This window comes from Spiroplasma endosymbiont of Cantharis lateralis, from assembly GCF_964030855.1.
Classification (GTDB): Bacteria; Bacillota_I; Bacilli_A; order Mycoplasmatales; family Mycoplasmataceae; genus Spiroplasma_A.
The window spans coordinates 639,588-664,682 of record NZ_CAXIQF010000008.1; the positions used below are offsets into that span (position 1 = coordinate 639,588).

Below are 25,095 nucleotides of genomic sequence, written 5' to 3' on the forward strand. Positions count from 1 at the left end.
TATGACAAAAAAAATTTTACTAATTTCAACTCTTTGTTTACAATTCATTTTAATAATTTTTTCACTAGCAATATTTATAAATAAATCTAGTTTAGAAAGAAGCGTCTATTTAGATTTCAAGTTAACAGATGAAATGACAGAAAATTTTAAGGGAAAAGAAAAATTACATGCTTTTTCTACAGATGCTTATGAAAATTATGCTTTGTATATCCCAAGCGAAGAAAGTAATTCATTGGAAAATGCTGAATTTTATGGAGATATAGAAAAATATAATTATTTAAATAATGAGCATTCAATAGACATTTGAGAAAATGATTTTAATACTGCACAAATAGTGTTAGTGGCTAATGAAAAATTTGACTCAATAGAAGTTGAATTAGAAGAGTCAATAAATGAACAAGATTTTGAAGTAGAATTTGGATTTAATGAATTTATTTATGCTAGTGATTATAAATTAACTAATGGTATGAAAAATCCATTTGGTATTCAACAAACATTACTTGTTCCTGAAAAAATTAATGATAGAAAAGTTTTAAATAATGTTTATGAAAATAAAGTTTATATAATAAATGTTTCTGTAAAATCAAATGAGATTAAAAATAAGGCAGTTGAAAAACTTAATTTCAAAATTACTGGTAAAAAAGATAATGAAAAAGATTTCTCTATTAATAATCAAATAACTCTAAATTTATTTGATATAAATTATGATGATTATAAAGAAGCAGATTATAATATTTTTTATTTTCCTGAATGAACTTCTGCTTATTATAATAGTGTTTTTAAAGAAAATGAAAATAGAGGAGTTCCAATAGGAATCGAAGATAAATTATCTTTTGATGAATATCTTGATTTTAATTGAAATAAATATTGAAAAAATGAGTATGAATCACTTGCAGACCTTGGAATGGATTCTTTTCAATTAAGAATTGATGATAGCTGAAATACTAATTGAGATGATGAAAGAGAGTTTCATAATCTTTGAAAAGTAAGAAGAAAATCTTTAAACTTTACTCCGTGAAGATATAAAGGAGATTTTAATACAATTAATTCTAAAGAAGAATTTATTACTATTGAAGACATTCAAGATGATCTTTATATTGATGAAAGTGATTGAGAAACTTTTGATACATATTTAAATCTTTTAGCTGACGCTGGAATGAAACATGGTTTTGTTAACTCAACAAAATCTGGTTGAACTACAGATAATAAAACTCTTAACATTTATAATGAAAAAGAAGAGGAATATTTTTATGTTAATGGTTCTTTAAATTATAGTGTAGGACAAGGTTTTATGAATTGATGATTTAAGGAATTTAAAAAACACGTAGATAATAAAAAACCAAAATGAGCTAATGAAATAAAATTATATTATTATTTAGATGAAATAAATTCTGGTGAAGTTATAAAAACTAATGAATGACTAAAAAAAGTTGATCCAAATAAAGATTACTTAGGAATGGCTTTTTCAGATTGAGAAAGAGATATTGATTATAAAAATATTGAAAGTTATGATCACATTGATTATGCTTGAACTCATTTGCTAGATATTTATAATGAGAAAAACAAGAACTATAATAATTTTAAAAATTTTAGAAACAAAAATAATTTAAAAAGTGGTGAATACTTTTTAGACTCAGATAGTACTTTTAGTTTAACAAGAGCAGAACCTGGAATATTAGGTTATATACAATCTTCACTTTATAAGCAAGGTGAACCACATTATATGAAATATATATTAAATGGATGAGAAGAGGGTCATTCTGCTTGATCATCTGATTTTAATGATTATAGTTTTATAGATATAAGTTATGTCTCTGGAGATACATTATTTACTTATCCACAATATGATACACAAAAAGATAAGCAAAAAATAATTGAAACTGCAGATATTAATTCTGATGAGGACTTTAAATTTATGCCTTCAACTAGACTTTTACAATTAGCTGTAGGAACAAATAATGTTAATAAAATTAATTATTTAATTGATAAAAATTATTTTTCAGAAGAATATTTATACAAAAATATAGCACAAACTCTTAAATTAGGTAAAAAACTTAGTGGTACAAAATTTGATTTAAATTATAATAAAACTTTATTTGATAAAAATATCATGTCAAATAAAACAAATCTTGAAAAATATATATCAAGTAAAAAAGGATATGATGAAATTCAGGGTTATAAAAATATTATTAATAAATTAAAAATAGAAACTAGAAGATATTGAGGGGATAGATAAAATGATTGAGTGATATATGATTATTTTAGAACTTATTGGCTATATGTCCTTATTATTTGTTATTGTAACTTTAGGTTGATTTATTTTTGGTTATACTATTTTTTTAGTAAATAAGAAAAAAACTAAAATAAATTGAATATTTCTATCAATTAATATTTTTATTTTTTTACTAATAATAGTTTTATCAATAATATGGGGGATTAGTCTAAGAGCACCAGAATTATTAAATGGATTTGATAATACAAATGAAAAGTCCAAATTATTATTAGTTAAGATGACAGTTACTTATACTACTTTTTCTATAATTTGCTTTATATATGCTTTTAGTTTTTCAAAGTTTTTTGGAAAACTAATTATAGAAGATAAAACTTATTTTTTTGGGAAATTAGTTTTAAAGGACAAAAAAGCAATTAAAGAAGAAGCATTTAATAAAGATTAATTTAAAAAAATAAAAATCAATAGATACTAATCTATTGATTTTTATTTTATCAAATTTTAATTCTTTTTGATTTTTCAAGATACATTTTGTCTTCTGGTTTTGTTTCATAAGCACTATGAAATTCATCGATATTTATTAAAACTCCATTACATCTAAATTCCTCAGGTGAGTGAGGGTCTATTAAAAGACGAGTATTTTTTAATTCGTCAGTAGACTTTCTCATTCAAATAGTTGCATAATTTTCAAAGAATAGTTTTATATCTTCTTTACATTGAGCCTTACAAATATCTAGGGCTGCTGCAACTCCACTTAGATCTCCAATATTTTCACCTAATGTTAATTTTCCATTAACATTAGTTCCATTAATTTCATATGAGTTATATTGCTCAACCAATTTTTGAGTTCTTAAGTTATATTGTTTATAATCTTCTTCGGTTCATCAGTTTTCAAAATTCCCATTTTTATCAAATTTACTTCCTTCATCATCAAATCCATGACTTACTTCATGACCAATTACAGCACCAATACCACCTAAATTTTTAGCTCTTGGTTCTTTAATATCGTAAAATGGTTTTTGTAATATTCCGGCTGGAAAACAAATTTCATTTGAGGTTGGATTATAGTAAGCATTAACAGTTTGAGGATTCATATATCATTTTGTTTTATCAACAGGAAGATTTATTTCATTTAACTCTTTTTCAATAAAGTGTTTTGAAAGATTTCTAATGTTTTCAAATAGATTCCCGCCTTGTTCGTAGCTTCTAATTTCAATTTTTGAGTAGTCTTCAAATTTATCTGGAAAACCAATTTTTACTGTAAACGAGTTCAATTTATCAATTGCTTTTGTTTTTGTAGTTTTACTCATTCATTCTAAATTATTTATTCTTTTTGAATAGACTTTAATTAAGTCCTTTACAATTCCTAGAACATCTTCTTTTGCTTCTTGTGAAAAGTGTTTTTTTACATATTCTTTTCCTAATAATTCTCCCAATCTTGAATTTGTAAATTCAACAGCTCTATCAATTTCAGGTTTCATTTCTTTAACACCACTAAAGATACTTGAATAATTAAAATTTATTTGATATAAATCTAAACTTAATATAGATGAGAAGGCAATTAAAGTTTTTATTTTTAAGAAATCCTTTAATTCATCTAATTCAAATTTATTAAGCATTTCATTTAATTTTTCTAAAAATTTAGGTTCAGATAATATTAATATTTCAGCTTTTCCATATTTTGTTTGAGTTAAATACTTATCTCAATTAATAAATGAACAGTATTTGTTTAAATCACTTATTTTAACAACATTATAAATATTTTCAGGACTTCTCAATTCTTCTTGTTTTAACATACTTTGAGATATTTCTTTTTCAAAGTTATAAACTAAATTAAAAATACTTTTTGTCTTAAATTGTAATTTTGAAGCCTTTGAAATATCTTCCAAATATATTTTATAAGCAGCTTTAATATCTTTATGTCTTGGGTGATTTTCATCATAAAAATCTCTATCTGACATACCTAAACCCATTGAACCTATCATTAAGGCTCTTTTATTACTATCTTTAAAATCAGAGTCTATTCCTTTTGAATGAAAAAAAGATATATTAAATCTTTTAAAAGACTCTATTAAAAAATCAGTAAAGTTTTCCTTTGAATTTAATGAATCAATTAATTCTATAATCTCCATTATTGGAGTAATTCCTTGCTCATTTCTTTTTTTTACATTTAAGTAATTTTCAAAAATATTAGTTATTTTTTCTTGATCATCTTTTAAATCTGACTTTTTAGTTTTAAACTCTAAAATTAATTCTTTAATATCATCCATTGATTTTTTATGTAACATCTCAAAACTACCTCATGATGGATATCCACTTGGCAATTCAGTTTTATCAATTCATTCCTTATTCATATAGTCAAAGAAATTATCTTGTGCTCTTATTTTTTTTGACATAAATACATCTCCTTTATACAATTTAGATTATAGACTAATAAGGAAATAAACAATACAAAAGAGCTAAAAGTAGATTTAGATAATTTTGTTATAATTATTTATATAAGGGGTATTCAAAATGAATCGCGATATTATTTTATTAAGAACTGTTGAAGTAGCTGCAATTGCTTCATATAAATATATTGGTAAAAAAAACAAAAACTTAGTAGATCAAGCTGCAGTTGAAGCCTTTCAAGTAATGTTAAAAAATGAAAAGGGATTTAAATTAAAAGTAGTAAATGGAGAAGGAGAGTTAGATGAAGCTCCTATGCTATTTGTAGGTCAAATACTTGGTGATTTAGAAGATCCTAGCGTTTTAACATATGATGTTAGTGTAGACCCTGTCGAGGGGACTCATCCAGCGGCATATAATTATGCTGGAAGTATCTCAACAATTGCCTTTTCAAGAGAAAATACAATGTTGCAACTTCCCGAAATGTATATGGAAAAACTTTTTGTTAGCACAGAATTTAAGGAGAGCATTAATTTATCCAAAGGAGTAGTCTATTCGATTGAAGCAATGCAAATTCAAGCTAAAAGAAAAGATTTGAAGTGTATTATTTTAGATAAACCACGTCATCAAGAAATTATAAGAAAAATGAATGATATGGGAATAATCGTAAGACTTATCCAAGATGGAGATGTATTGGCAGCAATTGATGTTGTGAATGGAGAAGCTGATTTTGTTTATGGAATTGGGGGAGCACCGGAGGGATCACTAATGGCAGCTCTTGCAATTTCAGCTGACTGTAAAATGCAATCAAGACTTGTAAGATACGAAGAAGTTTGACCAAATGAGTTAGAAACATTTGAGAGACAAAACAAAGAAGGTGCTTGATTAGAAAAGTATAATCTTGATTTTGATTCAATATTACATGATTTAGATTTGATTGATGATCATAAAGTTCGTTTTTTTGCCGCAGGATTAACTGCAGGGGGAACTTTAAAACCAGTAGACTATAAAAATGGTAAATTCTATGTAAATGCTTTCATGTCTTCCCATGGAATAGTTAGAAACTTTAATAGTATTTATGATGTAAAAAAAGTAAATTCATTAAAACCGGAAATTAAATTTTTATTTGACAAATATAAAAGATAGTATTTTAAAGTTATATAATTATTTTAAAGAAAGGTGAACTTATGGACTCTTTAAATAAGATACTTTTAATTGCATTGGGATTATCATTAATTTCTTTAATAACTATAAGAATTTTTAATACTTTTAGTTTAAATAAAATAATAATCCATGAGATAAATACAGCAGATAGCAATATTTCAAGTTCAAAAATTGATTCAATAATCTCTAAATTTAAGGTATATTTGAGAGCAGAAGAATTAAATGTTATTTATGGTGAAACTGAAAGCTATTCAAGAATTAATCAAATGATAAATAAAAGAAAAAAACAGATAGTAATACCAAAATGAATAATGCCAAGCGTTGGATATGAATTGGATTATATATTAGCAAGTATTTGATTTAATACTAAGCTTTATCAAAAAGATAAAGATATAAAAAAATTTCAATTAATAGTTAAGTGAATACCTTTATTTCTATATACTATTTATTATTCAACTTTAATTATTGCAATAGTTTTTTCTTTTTTAGATAAGACATCAATCATTAAAGAAAATCCTTCCAAATTTTTAATTTTCATTTTTGAAAAACCAATATTTGAATTTATTTCTATTAGTTCATTTTTATTTATTGTTACTTTAATGTTTTTTTCAAATAGTTTAAAAAATGGCTTAGAGGAAAAATATGAAATGGAAATTATTCAATTTGTAAAAAACGAATGTGAAAGTTATAAAAAAGATATTTCGATAGCAAGAATTTATGCAAAAGAGTTTAATAAAATAGATTTTAAAGTCTTTAGATTTAATTCAAAAACCTCAAATTTAAAATTTGTTGGACCATTCACATTACTTTAAAAATAAAAAAATGAGATAAATAGAGTGAACCAAAATTGTATCCACTTTATAATCTCATTTTTTATTTCTTATCCTTGGCCTAAACCTTTTTGTTTTCATTCAGCCATAATTTCTTCTTTGCCACCAGGTTTAGAATATCTATCCTTGTATTGAATATATCTTTCTTTACATTCTTTTAATTCATTCATAGCTTCTTTTGCAGAACCTCAACCATTAATTTTCACTTCTTTTTTTTGTAATGCTTTATACTGTAAAAAGAAATTTTCAATTTCATCTTTCAAGTGTTGAGGAACATCTTCTATTTTTTTATATGAATCAAATCTTCTATCATCTGCAAATACACCAAATAGTTTAGTGTCAATTTCACCAGCATCAATCATTTTGATTGATCCTAAGATTCTAACATTAACTCCAACCCCAGGAAGTGTAGGGTATGTTACAAGACTTATAACATCTAATGGGTCTCCATCTCAATCAAGAGTTTCAGGAACAAATCCATACTCTCCTGGATAAAAATTAGCTCCGTATAAAACTCTATCTAAACTAATTTCATTAGTATTAATATCATATTCATATTTATTTGAACTACCTTTTGGTATTTCAACAATCATCTTAATTACATTTTTTTCCATCATTAAGTTCTCCTTTATAAAATTATTTTATATTAAATTATTTCAAGTATAGCAATACTTTCTAAAATAAATGTTTATTGATATGAGTAATAAGCGATTATGTCCCTACATATTAACAAGCGACTTTGTCCTCCTTTATAATCAATAAATGGAGGTTTTATGAAAGGATTACTATTAAATACCATGAAACAAGAACAACTAAGATTAATTAAGGAATTATCTTTAAAAAAAGAATCTATTAAAAATACAGCCTTTAAGTTAGGTTATAGTGTTAGACACACAAGAAGAAAACTTAAAGAATATCAAGAGATTGGAGCAAAAGTTTTTATTCATAAAAATACCAATAAAATACCTGTAAATAAAATTCAACAAATATTTAAAGATGAAATAATTGAATTATTTCAAGCAAAATATTATGACTTTAGTATTAAACATTATTGAGAACTAAATTGAAAAAAGAGAATAAGTTACTCTGCAATTAGGCACATATTAATAGAAGAAAATATTTTAATTGAGACTCTTAACAGAAAAACAAAAAAAGATATTCGTAAAAATTTAAAGGCCGCAAACCAAGAAAATTTAACAAGCGAGTATCTTTCAAAATCAATTATAACAAGCAAACCCCATCCTACGCAAAAGAAAATTGTAAAATTTGGAGAAATTTATGAAACTGATGCTTCAAATCATCAATGGATTAAAAACTTAAAATGTCATTTGCATATTGTAATTGATAAAGCTAGTAAAAGGATTTTGGCAGGTTATTTCAGTGAACAAGAAACTACTGAAAGTTATTACAATATCTATAAAAAAGTCTTTAAACATTACGGTTTACCAAAATTAAATGTTAGTGATAATAGAAATGTTTTTAGTAGTAAAAATAATCGTGATCACTTTGGTGATAGCGTTTCAAATACACAATTACAATTTATTTTTCACTCTCTTGGAGTAAATACAAAAACAACTTCAATCCCCCAAGAAAAAGCATTAGTTGAAAGAACTTTTGGAACATTGCAAAGAAGATGACCTCAAATAATTAGACTCTTAGATTTAAAAAATATTGAACAATTAAATAATTATTTACCCTATCTTATTCAAGAATACAATCAAGATTTTTCAATACCTTTAGACCAATTAGAATCAGTAACTAGAAAATTTGATCAAGATGAAGACATTGTTTTCTCTTATCGAAGTGAAAGAATTATTGATAATGGTCACAGTATTAGTTTTAAAAAAGATAAGTGATTTATATGTAAGGGCTTTACTCCAATTTACTTTAAACCAAAGTTAAAAGTAATGATTATGGAAACAATAAATAAAAAAAATTATGCATTAATTGGAAATGACATTTACAATCTTATTCAAGTTGAAGATGAACGCTTACATGGAAATGTTAAAACAATATCTAATGAAGAATTTGAAACTACTAAAGTACCCAAAATTGACTCTCCTTGAAAAGCAACTAACTGATATTTTTTTGATAGAAAAAGAAAAAATACAAGATCTATTTATTAGATAAATCTTGTATTTTGGGACATAATCGCTTATTATCTACACAATACTTTCTAAAATAAATGTTTATTGATAAGTTTAACAAGTAATTTAGTAGTCAATAAAAAAATAATTAGATTAACTGCTAACTTGGCAATTGAAACTCCAAATCCTGTTCATAACAAAATATTTCACCCATAACTATTCTTTTCAGGAACAATACCAGGATATAAAACTTCATATCATTCAAAAATAAAATTTTGATTACAAATAAGAGAAATAAATGCAGAAATCATAATTGCAAAAGTTCCTGATATAGCTATCAATAATAGATATCATTTCATTTGATTCTCTCTTTTAATTTTAAATAGTATAATTTTCTTTAATAGAAAAAATGTTATTGCAAAAGATATTATAAATGTTAAATCAGAGATAGTCATTGCTAGGACACCAACGTAATTACTTGGAAGAGGTAAAACCATTCTAAGTGAATTTGCTGCAATATTAAATATGGCAGCGTAGAAAACATTTGTCGTTAGATATATAAATAAAATTCCAATTAAAGATATTTCTATTGTAAAAGCTTCTGCTATTGCTAAACCACCAACAGTGTACTTACTTATAATAGTAAAAAGTATTTCAATTGCAAAAAGCATAGCCAATAAAGATATTCTTTTTATATCTAGAACAAAATTATCTTTTAGTACCATTCTTCAGTTGTATCTATTTATTTCTGCAAAGTCATATTTATGACCTCAGAAATTATAAGTATTTTCCATTTTAACTCCTTTGAAATAAAAAGCCCTTACTATTAAAAAAAGAAAAGGGCACTTAGTATACAACAAAAATACAAACTAAAAAGTTTATAAAAATGCTATGGTATTTTCTCTCATCCGGACTTTACCGTCGGTTTCAGAATTTCACTGAATCAACTCTTTTACAAGTTCATGGACTATTACCATCGGTAAGGAATCTCACCTTGCCCCGAAAATACACACATTATTATTATAAACAACAAATAAAAAAAGTAAAAATTATAAAAATTATAATTTTTAATTATAATTTTTATAATTTAATATATAATATTTTTGAATAATAAAAGGAGAAAAAATATGGAAAATAAAAAACATGAAATTCCAGATCATGATGATGTAAAAGAGGGTAAAAAAGACCATTATCATGATGAACACCACTTTGATTCTCTAGGTAACCACGATGATATAAATGACGCTGATTTTCATTGAAAAAATAGCTTATTTACAAGTCGTAGAAATTTAACATTTAAAATAACTCTAACAGGAGTTTTCTTAGCATTAGCTGTAGCGTTGTCAGCATTCGAAATGTTGTATGAGCAGTTTTTAGATAAAATGCCATTATTTGGTGTGTCAATTCCATTTAGAATATTAGATATTTTAGTTATAACATTATCGCTTGCAGCACTTGGACCAATATTTTCAGGGCTAATAGCATTTATAGTACCATTTATTCATTTAATTGATGCTCACAATCCATTAACTTTAGTAATTGATAGTTTTGGATACTTTGCATCAATTTGATTGATGTGATTTGTATATTACTTTATTTTTAGAAACTCAAGTATTCATAAACATCCAATTAAAAGTGTTGATAGATTTAAAAGATGAACACCAATAGTTATCTATGTACCTGTAATAACAATAATTTACACACTATTAGTATTTTTAATGTTATACATTACAACAAATAGTGATCACGGTCATACTCATAATCATTTTGCAACAGGAATTATTATTTCGTATCATGAAACTCATTCAGAAGAATGAACAAGTATAAAAGAAAATTTAGGAATATTTATAGGTGTTATTTCAGCAATAGAATTAGTTAGATTTTCAATTTGCTATACATTATTTGCAGTAATAGAACCTCAAGTTAAAAAAATTAATCACTTTTACAAGTAAAAATAAATTTTTTGAATTTTTGACCTTTTATTTGATAGAATGTATATGAAAGTTGAAAATAGTGAGGTAAATAAAAAAATGGCAGGAAAAAAACCAGTATTTGTTTCTATGGACTTAGGAACAGCATATACATTAGTTTATATTGAGGGAAACGGAATAGTTTATAATGAACCTTCAATAGTAGCTTACAAAATTAAGGAAAATAAAATTGTAGCAGTTGGAGCAGAAGCATACAAAATGATTGGTAAAGGAAATAAAAACCTAAGAATTGTTAGACCAATGGTTGATGGTGTTATTACTGATATCAAAGCTACTCAAGCTCAATTAAATTATATTTTTGCAAGACTTAGATTAGAAAAAGCTCTTAAAAATTGTGTAATGTTATTAGCTTGTCCTTCAGCAATTACACAATTAGAAAAAACAGCGCTTAAAAAAATTGCAATTAGTTTAGGTGCTGGAGAAGTATTTATTGAAGAAGAAGTAAAAATGGCTGCTTTAGGTGGGGGAGTTAATATTAATGCTCCTACAGGAAGACTTGTTGTTGACATGGGTGGTGGAACAACTGACGTTGCAGTTATTTCATCTGGAGATATAGTTATTTCAAAATCTATTAAAATAGCAGGTAACTATTTAAATGAAGAAATTCTAAAATTCATAAGAGCACAATATGGAATGGAAATTGGAATTAAAACAGCAGAGATAATCAAAATTAATATTGGTTCACTTGCTAAATTTATTGATGAAAAATCAATGAAAGTTTATGGACGTGATGTTGTTTCTGGATTACCAAGAGAAATCGAAATTACACCAGAAGAATTAAGAGAAGTATTAAAAGTTCCTTTATCAAGAGTTATTGAATTAGTAGTTCAAGTTCTTGAAATGACACCTCCAGAATTAGCTGGAGATATCTTCAGAAACGGAATTGTTTTATGTGGTGGAACAGCATTAATTAATGGTATTGCAAAATATGTTGGAGATACTTTACAATTACCAACTAAAGTTGGAGAACAACCTTTATTAGCTGTTATTAATGGAACAAAAAAATATCAATCAGAAGTATTTGATCAATTAAGAAGAGTAAAAGAAGAAATAAGTTATTAATAAATAAATCCTATTATTAGGGTTTTTTTATTTCACTTATAGTGGAAAAAATTCTAAATTATAATTAAAAATTATAATATTTTTTTAACTATGATATAATAATTTTGAAATTATAAGAAATTATAATTTCACATTATCAAAAAAATAAGAAAAGATATTAGACTGTCCAAAAGGCTAATTATTTTATAGTTGTAATAAATAAATTTAATAGACTATTAATGAGTGAGTTTTATTAAATAAGTTATTATTATAAAATATTAATAAATAAATGAATAAAAAAAAATTCTCTTTTGAGAATTTTTTTATTCATCACCAATTTTAACTGCGCCTGTAGGACAAACCATTTGGCATTCAACTAATTCTAGATCATTTTCGTTTGCTTCAGCGAAACCATCATCATCCATGAAAAGAGTCTCAGTTTCATCAATTTGCACACATGCCATACATCCTATACACATTGATTTATCAATTCAAGTTTTCTTCATAAAAACCATCTCCTTTTCTTTAATATAATAACAATAATTTCAATTATTTCCATATTTAATTTATAATATATAAGTTAATGGGGTGAAAAAAAGATGAACCTAACAAGAATGGAACGTAATAAGCCAATTCATGAAAAAGTGAAAAAGGAAATAGCTTATAAAAAAAATATACAAGATGAAAAATCAGTAATACATTCAACTTTTGAAAAACTGAAAATGATAGATTTAGATTTTTTTAAAGAAAAGTTATCAATTTTTGATGCAAAACACGAATTTGAGAAACCTTATCTAGATAGAGATAAGTCATCAAGTTTATTTCCTGAAGATTTAAAATATGAAATGAAATTGGAAATATCAGAACTTAAAAAAATTGGTTTAAATCAAGTTAATAAAAATTTTATTAGTGAAGTTGAAGAAGATGAAAGTTCACTTAACCTAAGAAATGATAAGTATGTGAATTTGTATAATAGCTTACAAGCAAACGATAAAAATTTTCAAAGAAATATTGATAAATTAAAAGAAAAACAAGCTTGATTAAAAACTAATCCTCAAGACATTTCAATGACAACCGTTCAACAAGTAAGAAGTAAAGATAATAGAAGTACTCAACAAATGATAATAGAGGTTAGTGAAAAAAATGAAAAGGGTTTAAATAGAGTTTTGAAAACCTGAAAATTACAAGAAAAAAAATATCGATTTAAATGAGTTTTACCAATTTTAATTGTTTTAACAGTATTAATGTTTTTAGCAATAATAATTCCAATATTTGTAATAGGAGGATAATGTAATTGAAATATATTAATATTGCAGTAGACGGTACAGCAGGTTCTGGTAAAAGTTCAGTTATGAAAAGAATAGCTGTAAAGTTGAAAATGAATTTTATAGATACTGGAGTTATGTATAGAGCTTTTACAAAATTTTGTTTAGATAATAAAGTTGATTTTTTAAATGATGCTGAGATTGAAAAACAAATTAAAAACTTTAATTTTGAATATATAAATGAAAAATCTATATTAGTAAATAATATAGATTATGGAAAAAGTATTTTTGACTATGATGTTGCAGAAAATATTAAATATGTAGCAAAAAATAATAAGGTAAGAGAATTTATGGTTTTGGCTCAAAGAAAAATGACCCAAAATAAAAACAATATTGTCATTGGAAGAGACATTACTACAGTTGTTCTTCCAGAAGCAGAATTAAAAATATATTTTGATTGCTCAGTTGAATCAAGAGCAGAGAGAAGATTTAATCAAAATAAGAGAAAAAAAATAAAACCAAATGTTTATGAAGATATTTTAAGACAAATTCAACAAAGAGATGATTATGATAAAAAAAGAGAAATGGGCGCACTTAAAATAGCGCCTGATGCTTGATATTTAGATACAAGTAAATTAAACATAAATAAAGTAATTAGATTAATTTTAAACAAAATAGAAAAACTTAAATAGTAATTACTTTTTAAGGAGGTGTAGTTTATGGCAAGAAAAGGAATTGTAGCAGTTGTTGGAAGACCCAATGTTGGTAAATCTACACTTTTTAATAGAATAATCAGAGAAAAAAAAGCTATTGTTGAAGATAAACCTGGAGTCACTAGAGATAGAATGTATGGTAAAGCTGAATGACTAACTTTACCTTTTATTGTAGTTGACACGGGTGGAATAACTTTACAAGATAGTCCATTTTCAAAAGAGATAAGAATGCAAGCAGAAATTGCAATTAAAGAAGCAGATGTTATTGTTTTTGCAATTAATTATAAAGATGGAATAACTCAAGAAGATGAAGCAGTTGCTAAGATACTTTATAAGACTCATAAACCTGTAATTCTTGCTGTCAATAAATATGATAAAAAAGATCAATTTGATGAGTCCTTTACTTTTATGACTTTAGGTTTTGGTGAGCCATTTATGATATCTTCTACTCACGGTATTGGAATAGGAGATTTACTAGATAAAATAATTGAAAGTTTTCCAAAGTTTGATGAAAGTCAGGAAAGTGATGAGCTTAAACTAGCAATTGTTGGAAGACCCAATGTTGGTAAATCAAGTTTAGTAAATTCATTAGTTGGTGAAGATAGAATGATAGTCTCTGAAATTGCAGGAACAACAGTTGATGCAGTGGATAGTAAAATAAAATATAATGGAAATAGTTATACAATTATAGACACTGCTGGTATGAGAAAAAAAGGTAAGATTTATGAAAATCTTGAAAAATATAGTTACTTAAGATCAATAAGTACTATTAATAAGTCAGATATTGTTTTATTAATTTTAGACTCGAGTGAAAATATTAAAGATCATGATACAAATATTGGAGGTTTTGCTTTTGAAGAAAATAAACCTATAATAATTATTGGTAACAAATGAGATTTAGTTAAAGATAAAGAAACCAATACTATGAAAAGAAAAGAAGAAGAAATTAAGGCTTATTTCAAGTATTTAAATTATGCAAAGGTTTTATTTATTTCGGCAAAAGAAAATAAGAGAATACATAAGATATTTGATATTGTGGATTTAGTTCAAAAAAATATTAAAAAAAGAATTAGAACCAGTTTATTAAATGAAGTTTTCAATAAGGCTCAATTAATTAATCCTGCTCCAAATCATAATGGAGGTAGATTGAAAATATTCTATGCTTCTCAAGTTGAAGCATACTTACCAACATTTGTTTTATTTGTAAATAATCCTGAATTTGTTCACTTTTCATATAAAAGATTTTTAGAGAATCAAATTCGTTCACAATTTGATTTTAGTGGTGTACCAATAACTATAATTTTTAGAGAAAGGAAATAATAATATGCAAAAAGAAAAAATAGCAATAATAGGGACTGGAGCTTATGGAACAGTTTTAGCTAATGTTTTAGCAGACAATGGTCATGATGTAATTATGTATGGAATTGAAGAAACTCAAGTTGAAGATATTAATAATAATCATTTGAACTCTAAATTCTTTCAGGACTTATTAATTAATTCAAATATAAAGGCAACAACAGATTTTGCAGCAGCCATGGAAAAAGCAAATATTGTAATTTTAAGTGTACCAACTTTTGCTTTAGATAATGCAATTGAAAATGTAATAAAATTTGGAAAGCGTGAAATGCATATAATAAATGTAGCCAAAGGTTTAGATGAAGAAAATCTTGATTTATTAAGTAAAAAAATTAGAAAAAGATTTCAAGGTAAAGATGTTATGAAATCTTATGGTGCAATTTATGGACCTTCTGTTGCAATTGAAGTAATTATGAGAAAACCAACTTGTGTTATGAGTTGTAATGAAGATGAAAAAACTGCTATATATATTGCAAATTTATTTTCTAATGAATATTTTATTGTAAAGCCCACAACGGATGTAGTTGGGTGTGAAGTTGCAGCAGCATTAAAAAATAGTGTTGCAATTGCTGCAGGATTGTTGCATGGTTTTTCAGCAGCAGATAATTCAAAAGCATCATTAATTACAATTGGAAATACAGAAATATATACTATAGCAAAACACTTTGGAGCTAAAATAGAAACATTTATGAATTTTGCAACACTTGGTGATTTGATCCTAACTGCTTCATCATTAAAATCAAGAAACTTTTCATTAGGAGTTCAAATTGCTCAAAAAGATGATGCAAAGACTGTTTTAATTTCTCATAAGAATACTGTTGAAGGAGTTTTATCTTGTAAGTTAGCTTATGAGATAAGCCAGAAATATAAAATTAAAGTACCAATGTTTGAAATACTATATAAAATACTATACAATAATCATAAGCCTAGTGCGTTAGTAAATGATTTTTTCCAACATGCTAAGGTAGTATAGAGATAGGGGTGTATAGCCATGACAAAAAAAGAATTATCAGAAAAAATTTCATTAGAATTTGGTAATACAAAAGCTGATGCTGAAAAAATGATTAACTTCGTATTTGACGAAATTGTAAATGCTCTAGTTAATAAAGAAGAAGTTGCAATAGCAGGATTTGGTAAATTTGTTACTGCTGAAAGAGCAGCACGTGAAGGTGTTAACCCAGCAACTGGAGCAAAAATCCAAATTGCTGCAACAACAGTAACAAAATTTAAAGTAGCTAAACAATTAAAAGAAGCAGTAGCTAAATAATAAGAACAAAATTTAAAAGACTTGCAAATAGCAAGTTTTAATTTTGTAAAAAAATATGTTTGAACTTTTTAAAACAGGGTTAATAAGCAAAAAAACTCTTTTAATTTTAAATTATTCAAAAATTAAAATTAATGAAAATCAATTAGCTATTTTACTAATAATTATGGAGTTATCAAATGATGACCAAAAAAACTTTACACCTTCACAAATAGCAGAACATATGATGCTTTCAAAAGAAGAAATTGAAAAAGAAATATCTTTGCTATTAAAAAATCGAATTATTAAATTGGAGCAAAAAGGTAAAAAAACTATCCTTGATCTTACACCTTTATTTAATAGGTTGCTCGTAGAGTTAGAAGAAAAACATTCTAAATTAAGAAATGATAATACATATAACTTTATTGAGAAATTGTTTGACTATAAACTTACAGATAATGAAATAGATAAAATCGAAAATTTTATTGAACTTGGTATTTCAAAACCAAAGATTATGTCAATAATTGATGAATGTAAAATTAATAATATTAAAGATTTGTTGAAGAAACTAGAAGATAAGTCAAAAGAAACTTCTGTAAAAATAACTATGTATAATTGATTAAATGATTAAAAATATCATTAAAATTAAAACTAATACCTGAAAAACTTATTTCTAAGAAATTATCTTTGAAATACTGATAGGGTATTTTTTTACTTTTTATATTCTCTAATTCATTTATATGAATAATATATATTTTTTCATATAAATGAAAATATATTAATAGAAAAGCTGAACCATAATTTTTATTTACTAATCTTAATTTTTCAAATTGTTGTGAAGAAAGATTATTCAAATTAAAATAGTCCTTCTCAGATTCTTTGGCTTCAAATTCTAAATAAGTTCCTTTTCATAAACCAATATAATCACAAAAATAGTTCTTATTTAATCTTGCTGTGATGATATTATCTTTAATTGAAATAATATTATTATTAATTGGCATTTTATAAATGAAACCATTATTTTCTTCAATAGTACTTATACTATTATTTATAATAGTTTCTAGATACATTCCCTTATTTTTTAATATCAAAATCTCACCCAAATATATTAGTCGATATATATTTACAAAAAATTATAAAATGAGATACAATTAGACTAAATGGGGGCATAAAAAATGGCAGATTTTATAAAATTAACTAAACAAGAAATTATTGATAAAGATTTTGAAGTTGAATATAAAGGTTATAAAGTAGAAGAAGTTGATGCTTTTTTAGATATGATAGCAGAAGATTATAAATTTTTTGAAGAAAAAAATATTAAAAAAGAAAAGGAAATAGCAACTTTAAAAGAAAATATTAATAGATTATCAAATGAATTAACAGAAACATTGGCAACTTTAAAATTAAGTGAAAGTCAAATGGAAGCATTAGCAAGAGCAGGATTAAATAGTTCAGATCTTATTAAGAGAATTTCTAATTTAGAAAAAGAGAGATATAATAAGTAATTTAGTATAAAATAAACAATGAGATTAACTTTGAATCAACTGCTATATTTGAAAAATAATATAGAGGAAACTCCACGCTTGCACATTCTGAGATGAATGTAGTGTTTGTGCTAGAGAAAAAAATAACTTTAGGTACCAATTTATTGGTAACGACTTAAGTATAGTCTAAGGGCATTTATGCCTATGATAAGCTTTTTAAAGTGCCACAGAGACGATTAGCTAGAAATAGTGAAATGGAACGGGTAAACTCCACAAGCAAGAAACTCAAATTTTGGTAGAGGAGCTTAAGGGCGAGGAATTCAACAAGCCTTTGGGATCGCATGCATAAGCGATAGATAGATAGTTGATGCACGTAAGTGTTACAAAACGTGGGTTATGATAATTTAATCTCACTATATTTTTTAAGGATTTGTATATGAAAAAATTATTTGAATATTTAAAATTAAATAATTTAACATTATCTACTTGTGAGTCATTTACAGGGGGATATTTTGCAAATCAAATAACAAATATCTCTGGAGCTAGTGAATATTTCAAGGGCTCATTTATTTGTTATTCAGATGATTTTAAAACAAAAATTTTAGGAATAGATATAGAAGTAATTAAAAAATATAGTGTTGTTTCAAAAGAAGTTCTAGCTTTAATGTTAGAAAAAACTAGTGAAAAAATAAGTTCAGATATTGTTATTGGTTTTACAGGTTATGCTCCACCAAAATATGAAGATAACAAATCTGGTTTAAGTTTTATTGGGTTTAGATTTAAAAATAAGAATTTTATTTATAAATTTCTTATTAAAGAAGATATTCCAAGAGAAGAGTATAAACTTAGAGCAAGTGAATTCATTATTAATAAAATTTTAGAAATTTAATTTTATTTCCTTATTGTCGATAATGATAATTGAGGAGGAAAATATATGATAGAAAAAATATTAGAAAAAAATACAAATGAGGTGCTTTTAAATATGAGTGATAATAATATTTATGATGATCCTGCTTTTAAAAGTGTATTAAAAGATATTGAAAAAACTTTTGGAAAAGGATCAATTATGAAATTAGGAGATGCAGCTAATTCAGCAATTGAAGTTATTCCAACAGGTAGTTTTTTACTTGACAGAGCTATTGGTGTAGGAGGATATCCTAAGGGTAGAATTATAGAAATTTATGGACCAGAATCAAGTGGTAAAACAACACTTTCTTTACATGCAATTTGTGAAGCACAAAAAAATAATGGTAGGGCAGCTTTTATTGATGCAGAGCATGCATTAGATCCAAAGTATGCTCAAAATATTGGTATAGATATTAAAAATTTAGTGGTGGCTCAACCTGACTCAGGTGAACAAGCTTTAGACATTTTAGAAATGTTAATTAAATCAAATACTATTGATATAGTTGTAGTTGATTCTGTTGCTGCTTTAGTTCCTAAAGCAGAACTAGATGGTGAAATGTCAGACCAACAAATTGGTTTACAAGCAAGATTGATGTCCAAAGCTTTAAGAAAAATTAATGGTATTGTTTCTAAAACTAACACTACAGTAATTTTTATTAATCAATTGAGAGAAAAAGTTGGTGTAATATTTGGAAGTCCTGAAATAACTCCTGGTGGAAGAGCTTTAAGATTTTATTCATCTATAAGATTAGAAGTAAGAAAAGGAGAAACAATATCTACAAATGGTGAGGCAACCGCAAATAAAGTTAAAATTAAAGTTGTAAAAAATAAAGTAGCGCCACCTTTTAAAACTTGTCAAATTACTATTGCATATAATAAAGGTGTAGAAAAAGATCTTGAAATTATTGAAATGGCTACAATATATAATATTTTAAATAAAGCTGGAGTTTGATATTCATATGGCGATGAAAAAATTGGTCAAGGAAAAGAATCAGTGAGGGAATGATTTAATAACAATCCAGAAAAACATTTGGAGATTCAAGCTAAACTTAAAGAAAGTATTGAATAAATTTATAACTGTATTTAATACAGTTTTTTTTATTTTAAAATTTTTTATAGAATTTAAATTATTTTTATTTATAAAAATTATAAATAAAAATAATGAATCTAATTTATAATTTTTATATCTAATAAAATATTAGAAATAGAAATTAGAGGAAAAAATATATGAAAAAAATCTTAACTTTATTGGGATCATTTGGACTTATTAGTACAGCTAGCACAAGTGTTATTGCTTGTAATAATGTAAACTCTATTGAAAATACAGTAAAAAATTTGCAGAGAGTTTTAAATAAAGTAGTTGTTGAAACAGAAGAGGAAGCAATTAATGCAATTCAAGAAGCTGCAAAAAAGGTTGAAAATGTAATTATGGATGAGTCAATTTTACCTACAAAAAACTTTGAAATTTTATTTGTTAGTGCAATAAAAGAAGAGAATGAAAATAGCTCATTTAGTTTTAATGAAAATATAATTTCTAAAGCAGAACATTCACATCAACATATTCACTATATTATTACATATAAAAAAGCCCAATCAATTAATGAGAATTCTTCTTTTAATTGATCAGCTGAGAGTTTTACTTTTGAAGTTGAACTACATGTTGGATAATATTTTAAAATAAATAAAAATTATTCTAATTTTTATTTATTTTATTTATTTGTAAAATCTTGTCGGGTATTTATACTATTTTTATTAATTAATGTAAAATAATAAAGTTGCATAAGGCAACGCCACGCTTTTCTAGGATTGGAGAACAATGCTAGTTATGAACGATGATTTAGTACATGTGTATATTGCGATAATATCTTTTTTAATAGTGCTTTTAATTGTATTAGGTACAGTTATAGTATATTTAATTAAGTCTCGTCAGCGCAAATACATTTTCAAAAAAACATTAGACGAGTCAAAAGAAGTTAAAATGAAAATTCTAGCGGAAGCAAAAGCAGATGCAGCTTTAATAAAACTTAATGCTGAAAATGATGCTGAATATATCCGAGAAGAAATTTTAATGGAAACTAAAAATTTGAAACAAAAAAAAGAAAAATTCTTTGAAGAAGTAGAAATTTTGAATAAGAAAGAAGAAGAACTAATTCAAGACAAAATTAATACAAATAAAATAAAAAATGAATTAGCCATTCAAAAAAAGAAATTTCAGTTAGCTCTTGAAAATATTTCAAACTTAACTGAAGATCAAATAAAAACAGAGTTATTTAATATTGTAGAAAATAAATATTTAAATGAGCTTTCAAATAAAATTAAAGATTATGAAAATAAATTAAAAGTTAGAGCTGAAAAAAAAGCTTCTGATATATTAATTGATGCAATGCAAAGTTGTCATATTGAAATCACTTCTGAAAAAAATACAACTTTTTTTGAGATTGAAAATGATTCTTGAAAAGGGAAAATTATTGGTAAAGAGGGAAGAAATATAAAAACATTTCAATCTTATGGAGGTGTTGATTTAATTATTGATGATACTCCAAATAGGGTAACAATATCTTCTTTTAATCCAATAAGAAGAGAAATTGCATATTTAACTTTAAGCGAACTTATAAAAACAGCAAGAATTCATCCTGCTACAATTGAAGAGCAATTAATAATTCAAGAAGAAAAATTGGATAAACATTGTTTGGAAATTGGAAATGAAGTCCTATTAAATTTAAATATTGATGATTTACCTGAAGAAATAGTTAAAATGCTAGGTAAATTAAAATTTAGACATAGTTACGGTCAGAACGCTTTGCAGCATTCAATTGAAGTTGCAAAGATATCTAGAAAAATTGCTTTAGAGATGGGTCTTGATGAAAAAATAGGACTTAAATCTGGTCTTTTACATGACATTGGAAAAGCTGTGGACTTCGAGCAAGAAGGAAGTCATGTAAAATTAGGAGTAGATATTCTAAAAAAATATAATTTAGAATCTGAAATAATTAATGCAGTTGAATCACATCATAATGATGTTGAAAAAGAAACATACTATGCAGAAATTGTAGCTATAGCAGATACTATGAGTGCTGCAAGACCAGGAGCTAGAAATAATGATGCAGATCAATATTTTATAAGAATGCAAGAACTTGAAGATATTTGTTTACAACAAGAAGGTGTTCTTAAAGTTTATGTTCTTAAAGCAGGAAGAGAAATAAGAGTTATGGTAAATCCATCTGTTGTAGATGATTATAGTATGAAAAAAATATCTTTAAATTTAAAAGAAAACATTCAAAAAATAAATAAGACTCCAGGAGACATTTATATGACTATAATTCGTGAAAAACGAGAAGTTATAAGATTATAAAATAATGTTAAATAAGGAAATTAAATTCCTGTCTTAAAATTTATAGCGCTAGTTTCAACTAGCGTTTTTAAATTTAAATTTATAGAAACTTTAATTTTATTTAATTTGCACTATTACTTTTTAGAAAATTATAATTATTTTTTGGCATGTAGATAATAAGCGATTATGTCCCAAAATACAAGATTTATCTAATAAATAGATCTTGTATTTTTTCTTTTTCTATCAAAAAAATATTAGTTAGTTGCTTTCCAAGGAGAGTCAATTTTGGGTACTTTAGTAGTTTCAAATTCTTCATTAGATAGTGTTTTAATATTTCCATGTAAGCGTTCATCTTCAACTTGAATAAGATTGTAAATGTCATTTCCAATTAATGCATAATGTTTTTTATTTATTGTTTCCATAATCATTACTTTTAATTTTGGTTTAAAGTAAATTGGAGTATAACCCTTACATATAAATCACTTATCTTTTTTAAAACTAATACTATGACCATTATCAATAATTCTTTCACTTCGATAAGAGAAAACAATATCTTCATCTTGATCAAACTTTCTAGTTACTGATTCTAATTGGTCTAAAGGTATTGAAAAATCTTGATTGTATTCTTGAATAAGATAGGGTAAATAATCATTTAACTGATCAATATTTTTTAAATCTAAGAGTCTAATTATTTGAGGTCATCTTCTTTGTAATGTTCCAAAAGTTCTTTCAACTAATGCTTTTCCTTGGGGAATTGAAGTTGTTTTTGTATTTACTCCTAAAGAGTGAAAAATAAATTGTAATTGTGTATTTGAAACACTATCACCAAAGTGATCACGATTATTTTTACTACTAAAAACATTTCGATTATCACTAACATTTAATTTTGGTAAACCATAATGTTTAAAGGCTTTTTTATAGATATTATAATAACTTTCAGTAGTTTCTTGTTCGCTGAAATAGCCTGCCAAAATTCTTTTACTAGCTTTATCAATTACAATATGCAAATGACATTTTAAATTTTTAATTCACTGATGATTTGAAGCATCAGTTTCAAATATCTCTCCAAATTTTACAATTTTCTTTTGCGTAGGATGGGGTTTGCTTGTTATAATTGATTTTGAAAGATACTCGCTTGTTAAATTTTCTTGGTTTCCGGCCTTTAAATTTTTACGAATATCTTTTTTTGTTTTTCTGTTAAGAGTCTCAATTAAAATATTTTCTTCTATTAATATGTGCCTAATTGCAGAGTAACTTATTTTCTTTTTTCAAGTTAGTTCTCAATAATGTTTAATACTAAAGTCATAATACTTTGTTTGAAATAGTTCAATTATTTCATCTTTAAATAACTGTGAAATTTTATTTATAGGTATTTTATTTGTATTTTTATGAATAAAAGCTTTTGCTCCAATTTCTTGATATTCCTTAAGTTTTCTTCTTGTGTGTCTAACACTATAACCTAATTTAAAGGCTGTATTTTTAATAGAGTCTTTTCTTAAAGATAATTGTTTAATTAATCTTAGTTGTTCTTGTTTCATGGTATTTAATAGTAGTCCTTTCATAAAACCTCCATTTATTGATTATAAAGGAGGACAAAGTCGCTTGTTAATATGTAGGGACATAATCGCTTATTACTCATATTTTAGAAAATTATAATTATTTTTTGGCATTTCAAAAATGGTGTTTTTTGTTATAATTAATTGAGATTGGAGTGAAACTATGGGATTTGGAGATTTTTTAGCCAATAGAATGAAAAAGTCTATTGAAAAGAATTTAAAAAAAACTACTTTAAATAGTGATAATGTAAAAGATGTATTAAGAGAAATTAGATTAGCTCTTTTAGAAGCAGACGTTAATATTGATGTAGTTAAAAAGTTTATAGCAAACATTGAAGAAAAAGCTCAAGGTGTGTTTATTGAACAAGGTGTTAGAGCAGATCAACAAATGGTTAAAATAGTTCACGCAGAACTAGTTGAAATTTTAGGAAAAACAAATAAACCATTAGAAATAGATAAAAAGCCATCAATTATTATGATGGTTGGTTTGCAAGGTGCTGGTAAAACAACAACAGTTGGTAAACTTTCCCATTTAATTACCAAAAAAAATAAAAAGAAAACATTAATGGTAGGTTTAGATATTTATAGACCAGGAGCTATTGATCAATTAGTTGAATTAGGTCAAAAAAATAATCTAGATGTTTTTGAACAAGGTAAACAAAGCCCTGTTAAAACTGCAAAACAAGCAGTTGATTATGCTCAAAAAAATGGGTATGAAGTAATAATTTTAGATACTGCTGGTCGTCTGCAAATTGATAAACAATTAATGGATGAACTTAATGAAATTAGAAAAGCTGTTTCTCCTCAGGAAATAATTCTTACTGTTGATGGAATGACTGGGCAAGATATTATAAACGTGTCACAAGAATTTAATAATTTATTAAAATTAACAGGAGTTATTGTTACAAAACTTGATGGAGATGCTCGAGGGGGAGCAACATTCTCAATAACTGATATTACAAAATTGCCAATTAAATTTATTGGAGAAGGTGAGGGAATTGGAGCTCTTGCTGAATTTTACCCAAAAAGAATGGCTGATAGAATTCTTGGAATGGGTGATGTTGAGACATTATTTGAAAAAGCAGCTGATGTTGTTGACCAAAGAACAATGGAAAAAACAATGAAAAGAATGTTTGCAGGTCAATTTGATTTAGAAGATTTAAGAAATCAAATGGAGCAAGTTGCAAAAATGGGAAATCTTGGAGGAATTATGAAAATGGTTCCAGGATTAAATGGTAAAGTTAGTGAAACACAAATTAATCAAGCTCAACAAAAACTTTGAGTTGCAAATATTTTAATGACCTCTATGACATTAAAAGAACGAAGAGAACCAAGACTTCTAAAAGCTATAACTAGAAAGCAAAGAATTTTAAAAGGTTCAGGTAGAACAGAAAAAGAATTTAATGAGCTTTTAAATCAATTTGATAAAGGTAAAAAGCAAGTTATTGAATTAACTAAATCACTTAAATCTGGAAAAATGCCAAATCTTGGAGGAATGAAATTTTAAAAT

At 25.5% G+C, this 25,095-nt stretch carries 25 protein-coding genes, 1 other RNA gene and 1 riboswitch; of the genes, 20 read left to right on the forward strand and 6 right to left on the reverse strand.

Annotated elements, in window-relative coordinates:
• The first annotated feature begins 1 nt into the window (after position 1).
• Positions 2-2,236, forward strand: coding sequence for a hypothetical protein (locus AAHM99_RS05290; RefSeq protein WP_342275625.1), 2,235 nt, complete (start codon positions 2-4; stop codon positions 2,234-2,236).
• Position 2,237: 1 nt separating this feature from the next.
• A complete protein-coding gene (locus AAHM99_RS05295) occupies positions 2,238-2,675 on the forward strand; it encodes a hypothetical protein (RefSeq protein ID WP_342275626.1) in 438 nt (145 codons plus the stop codon).
• A gap of 46 nt (positions 2,676-2,721) precedes the next feature.
• Here AAHM99_RS05295 and AAHM99_RS05300 read toward each other — a convergent pair whose 3' ends face one another.
• A complete protein-coding gene (locus AAHM99_RS05300) occupies positions 2,722-4,626 on the reverse strand; it encodes a M13 family metallopeptidase (RefSeq protein WP_342275627.1) in 1,905 nt (634 codons plus the stop codon).
• A gap of 118 nt (positions 4,627-4,744) precedes the next feature.
• Here AAHM99_RS05300 and AAHM99_RS05305 point away from each other — a divergent pair, with 118 nt between their 5' ends.
• Positions 4,745-5,764, forward strand: coding sequence for a fructose-bisphosphatase class II family protein (locus AAHM99_RS05305; protein ID WP_342275628.1), 1,020 nt, complete (start codon positions 4,745-4,747; stop codon positions 5,762-5,764).
• Positions 5,765-5,805: 41 nt separating this feature from the next.
• Positions 5,806-6,594 (forward strand): hypothetical protein, encoded by a 789-nt coding sequence (locus AAHM99_RS05310; protein ID WP_342275629.1) that lies wholly within the window; start codon positions 5,806-5,808, stop codon positions 6,592-6,594.
• Positions 6,595-6,662: 68 nt separating this feature from the next.
• On the opposite strand, the gene AAHM99_RS05315 is transcribed toward AAHM99_RS05310, so the two are convergent.
• On the reverse strand, positions 6,663-7,226 hold the full coding sequence (locus AAHM99_RS05315) for an inorganic diphosphatase (protein WP_342275630.1): 564 nt from the start codon (positions 7,224-7,226) through the stop codon (positions 6,663-6,665).
• A 159-nt stretch (positions 7,227-7,385) separates the two neighbouring features.
• On the opposite strand from AAHM99_RS05315, the gene AAHM99_RS05320 reads away from it, so the two are divergent.
• On the forward strand, positions 7,386-8,738 hold the full coding sequence (locus AAHM99_RS05320; RefSeq protein ID WP_342275631.1) for a hypothetical protein: 1,353 nt from the start codon (positions 7,386-7,388) through the stop codon (positions 8,736-8,738).
• A 50-nt stretch (positions 8,739-8,788) separates the two neighbouring features.
• Here the strand turns inward: AAHM99_RS05320 and AAHM99_RS05325 are convergent, their stop codons facing one another.
• A complete protein-coding gene (locus AAHM99_RS05325; RefSeq protein WP_342275632.1) occupies positions 8,789-9,493 on the reverse strand; it encodes an ECF transporter S component in 705 nt (234 codons plus the stop codon).
• Positions 9,494-9,591: 98 nt separating this feature from the next.
• Positions 9,592-9,710: riboswitch (FMN riboswitch) on the reverse strand.
• A gap of 116 nt (positions 9,711-9,826) precedes the next feature.
• Here AAHM99_RS05325 and AAHM99_RS05330 point away from each other — a divergent pair.
• Positions 9,827-10,651, forward strand: coding sequence for a hypothetical protein (locus AAHM99_RS05330; protein ID WP_342275633.1), 825 nt, complete (start codon positions 9,827-9,829; stop codon positions 10,649-10,651).
• A gap of 78 nt (positions 10,652-10,729) precedes the next feature.
• Positions 10,730-11,752: a rod shape-determining protein gene (gene mreB, locus AAHM99_RS05335; protein WP_342275634.1), complete on the forward strand. Its 1,023-nt coding sequence runs from the start codon at positions 10,730-10,732 to the stop codon at positions 11,750-11,752.
• A 302-nt stretch (positions 11,753-12,054) separates the two neighbouring features.
• Here the strand turns inward: mreB and AAHM99_RS05340 are convergent, their stop codons facing one another.
• Positions 12,055-12,195, reverse strand: a complete 141-nt coding sequence (locus AAHM99_RS05340) for a hypothetical protein (protein ID WP_339034621.1) — start codon at positions 12,193-12,195, stop codon at positions 12,055-12,057.
• Between the two features lie 135 nt (positions 12,196-12,330).
• Between AAHM99_RS05340 and AAHM99_RS05345 the strand changes: the two genes are divergently transcribed.
• The 6 genes from AAHM99_RS05345 to AAHM99_RS05370 are packed head-to-tail and all read left to right on the forward strand — an operon-like array spanning position 12,331 to position 16,939.
• Positions 12,331-13,020 (forward strand): hypothetical protein, encoded by a 690-nt coding sequence (locus tag AAHM99_RS05345; protein ID WP_342275635.1) that lies wholly within the window; start codon positions 12,331-12,333, stop codon positions 13,018-13,020.
• A 5-nt stretch (positions 13,021-13,025) separates the two neighbouring features.
• Entirely contained in the window at positions 13,026-13,688 is a 663-nt protein-coding gene (gene cmk, locus AAHM99_RS05350; protein WP_342275636.1) for a (d)CMP kinase, read from the forward strand.
• Positions 13,689-13,715: 27 nt separating this feature from the next.
• Complete coding sequence (gene der, locus AAHM99_RS05355) at positions 13,716-15,029, forward strand: ribosome biogenesis GTPase Der (RefSeq protein WP_342275637.1); 1,314 nt, start codon at positions 13,716-13,718, stop codon at positions 15,027-15,029.
• Positions 15,030-15,033: 4 nt separating this feature from the next.
• Entirely contained in the window at positions 15,034-16,038 is a 1,005-nt protein-coding gene (locus AAHM99_RS05360) for an NAD(P)H-dependent glycerol-3-phosphate dehydrogenase (protein ID WP_342275638.1), read from the forward strand.
• Positions 16,039-16,056: 18 nt separating this feature from the next.
• Complete coding sequence (locus AAHM99_RS05365; RefSeq protein ID WP_342275639.1) at positions 16,057-16,332, forward strand: HU family DNA-binding protein; 276 nt, start codon at positions 16,057-16,059, stop codon at positions 16,330-16,332.
• A 55-nt stretch (positions 16,333-16,387) separates the two neighbouring features.
• Positions 16,388-16,939 carry a DnaD family protein gene (locus tag AAHM99_RS05370; protein ID WP_342275640.1) on the forward strand — a complete coding sequence of 184 codons (552 nt, stop codon included), beginning with the start codon at positions 16,388-16,390 and terminating at the stop codon, positions 16,937-16,939.
• Here AAHM99_RS05370 and AAHM99_RS05375 read toward each other — a convergent pair.
• Positions 16,914-17,399: a Holliday junction resolvase RecU gene (locus tag AAHM99_RS05375; protein WP_342275641.1), complete on the reverse strand. Its 486-nt coding sequence runs from the start codon at positions 17,397-17,399 to the stop codon at positions 16,914-16,916. The genes AAHM99_RS05370 and AAHM99_RS05375 overlap by 26 nt on opposite strands.
• An 84-nt stretch (positions 17,400-17,483) precedes the next feature.
• Here AAHM99_RS05375 and AAHM99_RS05380 point away from each other — a divergent pair, with 84 nt between their 5' ends.
• From AAHM99_RS05380 to rny, 6 genes are all read left to right on the forward strand, one after another.
• Entirely contained in the window at positions 17,484-17,813 is a 330-nt protein-coding gene (locus tag AAHM99_RS05380) for a DivIVA domain-containing protein (RefSeq protein WP_342275642.1), read from the forward strand.
• A 27-nt stretch (positions 17,814-17,840) separates the two neighbouring features.
• Positions 17,841-18,194, forward strand: an RNA gene (gene rnpB / locus AAHM99_RS05385) — RNase P RNA component class B.
• 34 nt (positions 18,195-18,228) lie between these two features.
• Positions 18,229-18,681 carry a CinA family protein gene (locus tag AAHM99_RS05390; protein WP_342275643.1) on the forward strand — a complete coding sequence of 151 codons (453 nt, stop codon included), beginning with the start codon at positions 18,229-18,231 and terminating at the stop codon, positions 18,679-18,681.
• Between the two features lie 45 nt (positions 18,682-18,726).
• Positions 18,727-19,767: a recombinase RecA gene (gene recA / locus AAHM99_RS05395; RefSeq protein WP_342275644.1), complete on the forward strand. Its 1,041-nt coding sequence runs from the start codon at positions 18,727-18,729 to the stop codon at positions 19,765-19,767.
• Between the two features lie 158 nt (positions 19,768-19,925).
• Complete coding sequence (locus AAHM99_RS05400; protein ID WP_342275645.1) at positions 19,926-20,366, forward strand: lipoprotein; 441 nt, start codon at positions 19,926-19,928, stop codon at positions 20,364-20,366.
• Between the two features lie 157 nt (positions 20,367-20,523).
• Entirely contained in the window at positions 20,524-22,050 is a 1,527-nt protein-coding gene (rny, locus tag AAHM99_RS05405; RefSeq protein ID WP_342275646.1) for a ribonuclease Y, read from the forward strand.
• Positions 22,051-22,283: 233 nt separating this feature from the next.
• Here the strand turns inward: rny and AAHM99_RS05410 are convergent, their stop codons facing one another.
• Positions 22,284-23,591 carry a hypothetical protein gene (locus tag AAHM99_RS05410; protein WP_342275647.1) on the reverse strand — a complete coding sequence of 436 codons (1,308 nt, stop codon included), beginning with the start codon at positions 23,589-23,591 and terminating at the stop codon, positions 22,284-22,286.
• Positions 23,592-23,748: 157 nt separating this feature from the next.
• On the opposite strand from AAHM99_RS05410, the gene ffh reads away from it, so the two are divergent.
• Entirely contained in the window at positions 23,749-25,092 is a 1,344-nt protein-coding gene (gene ffh, locus AAHM99_RS05415; protein ID WP_342275648.1) for a signal recognition particle protein, read from the forward strand.
• Positions 25,093-25,095: the final 3 nt, after the last annotated feature.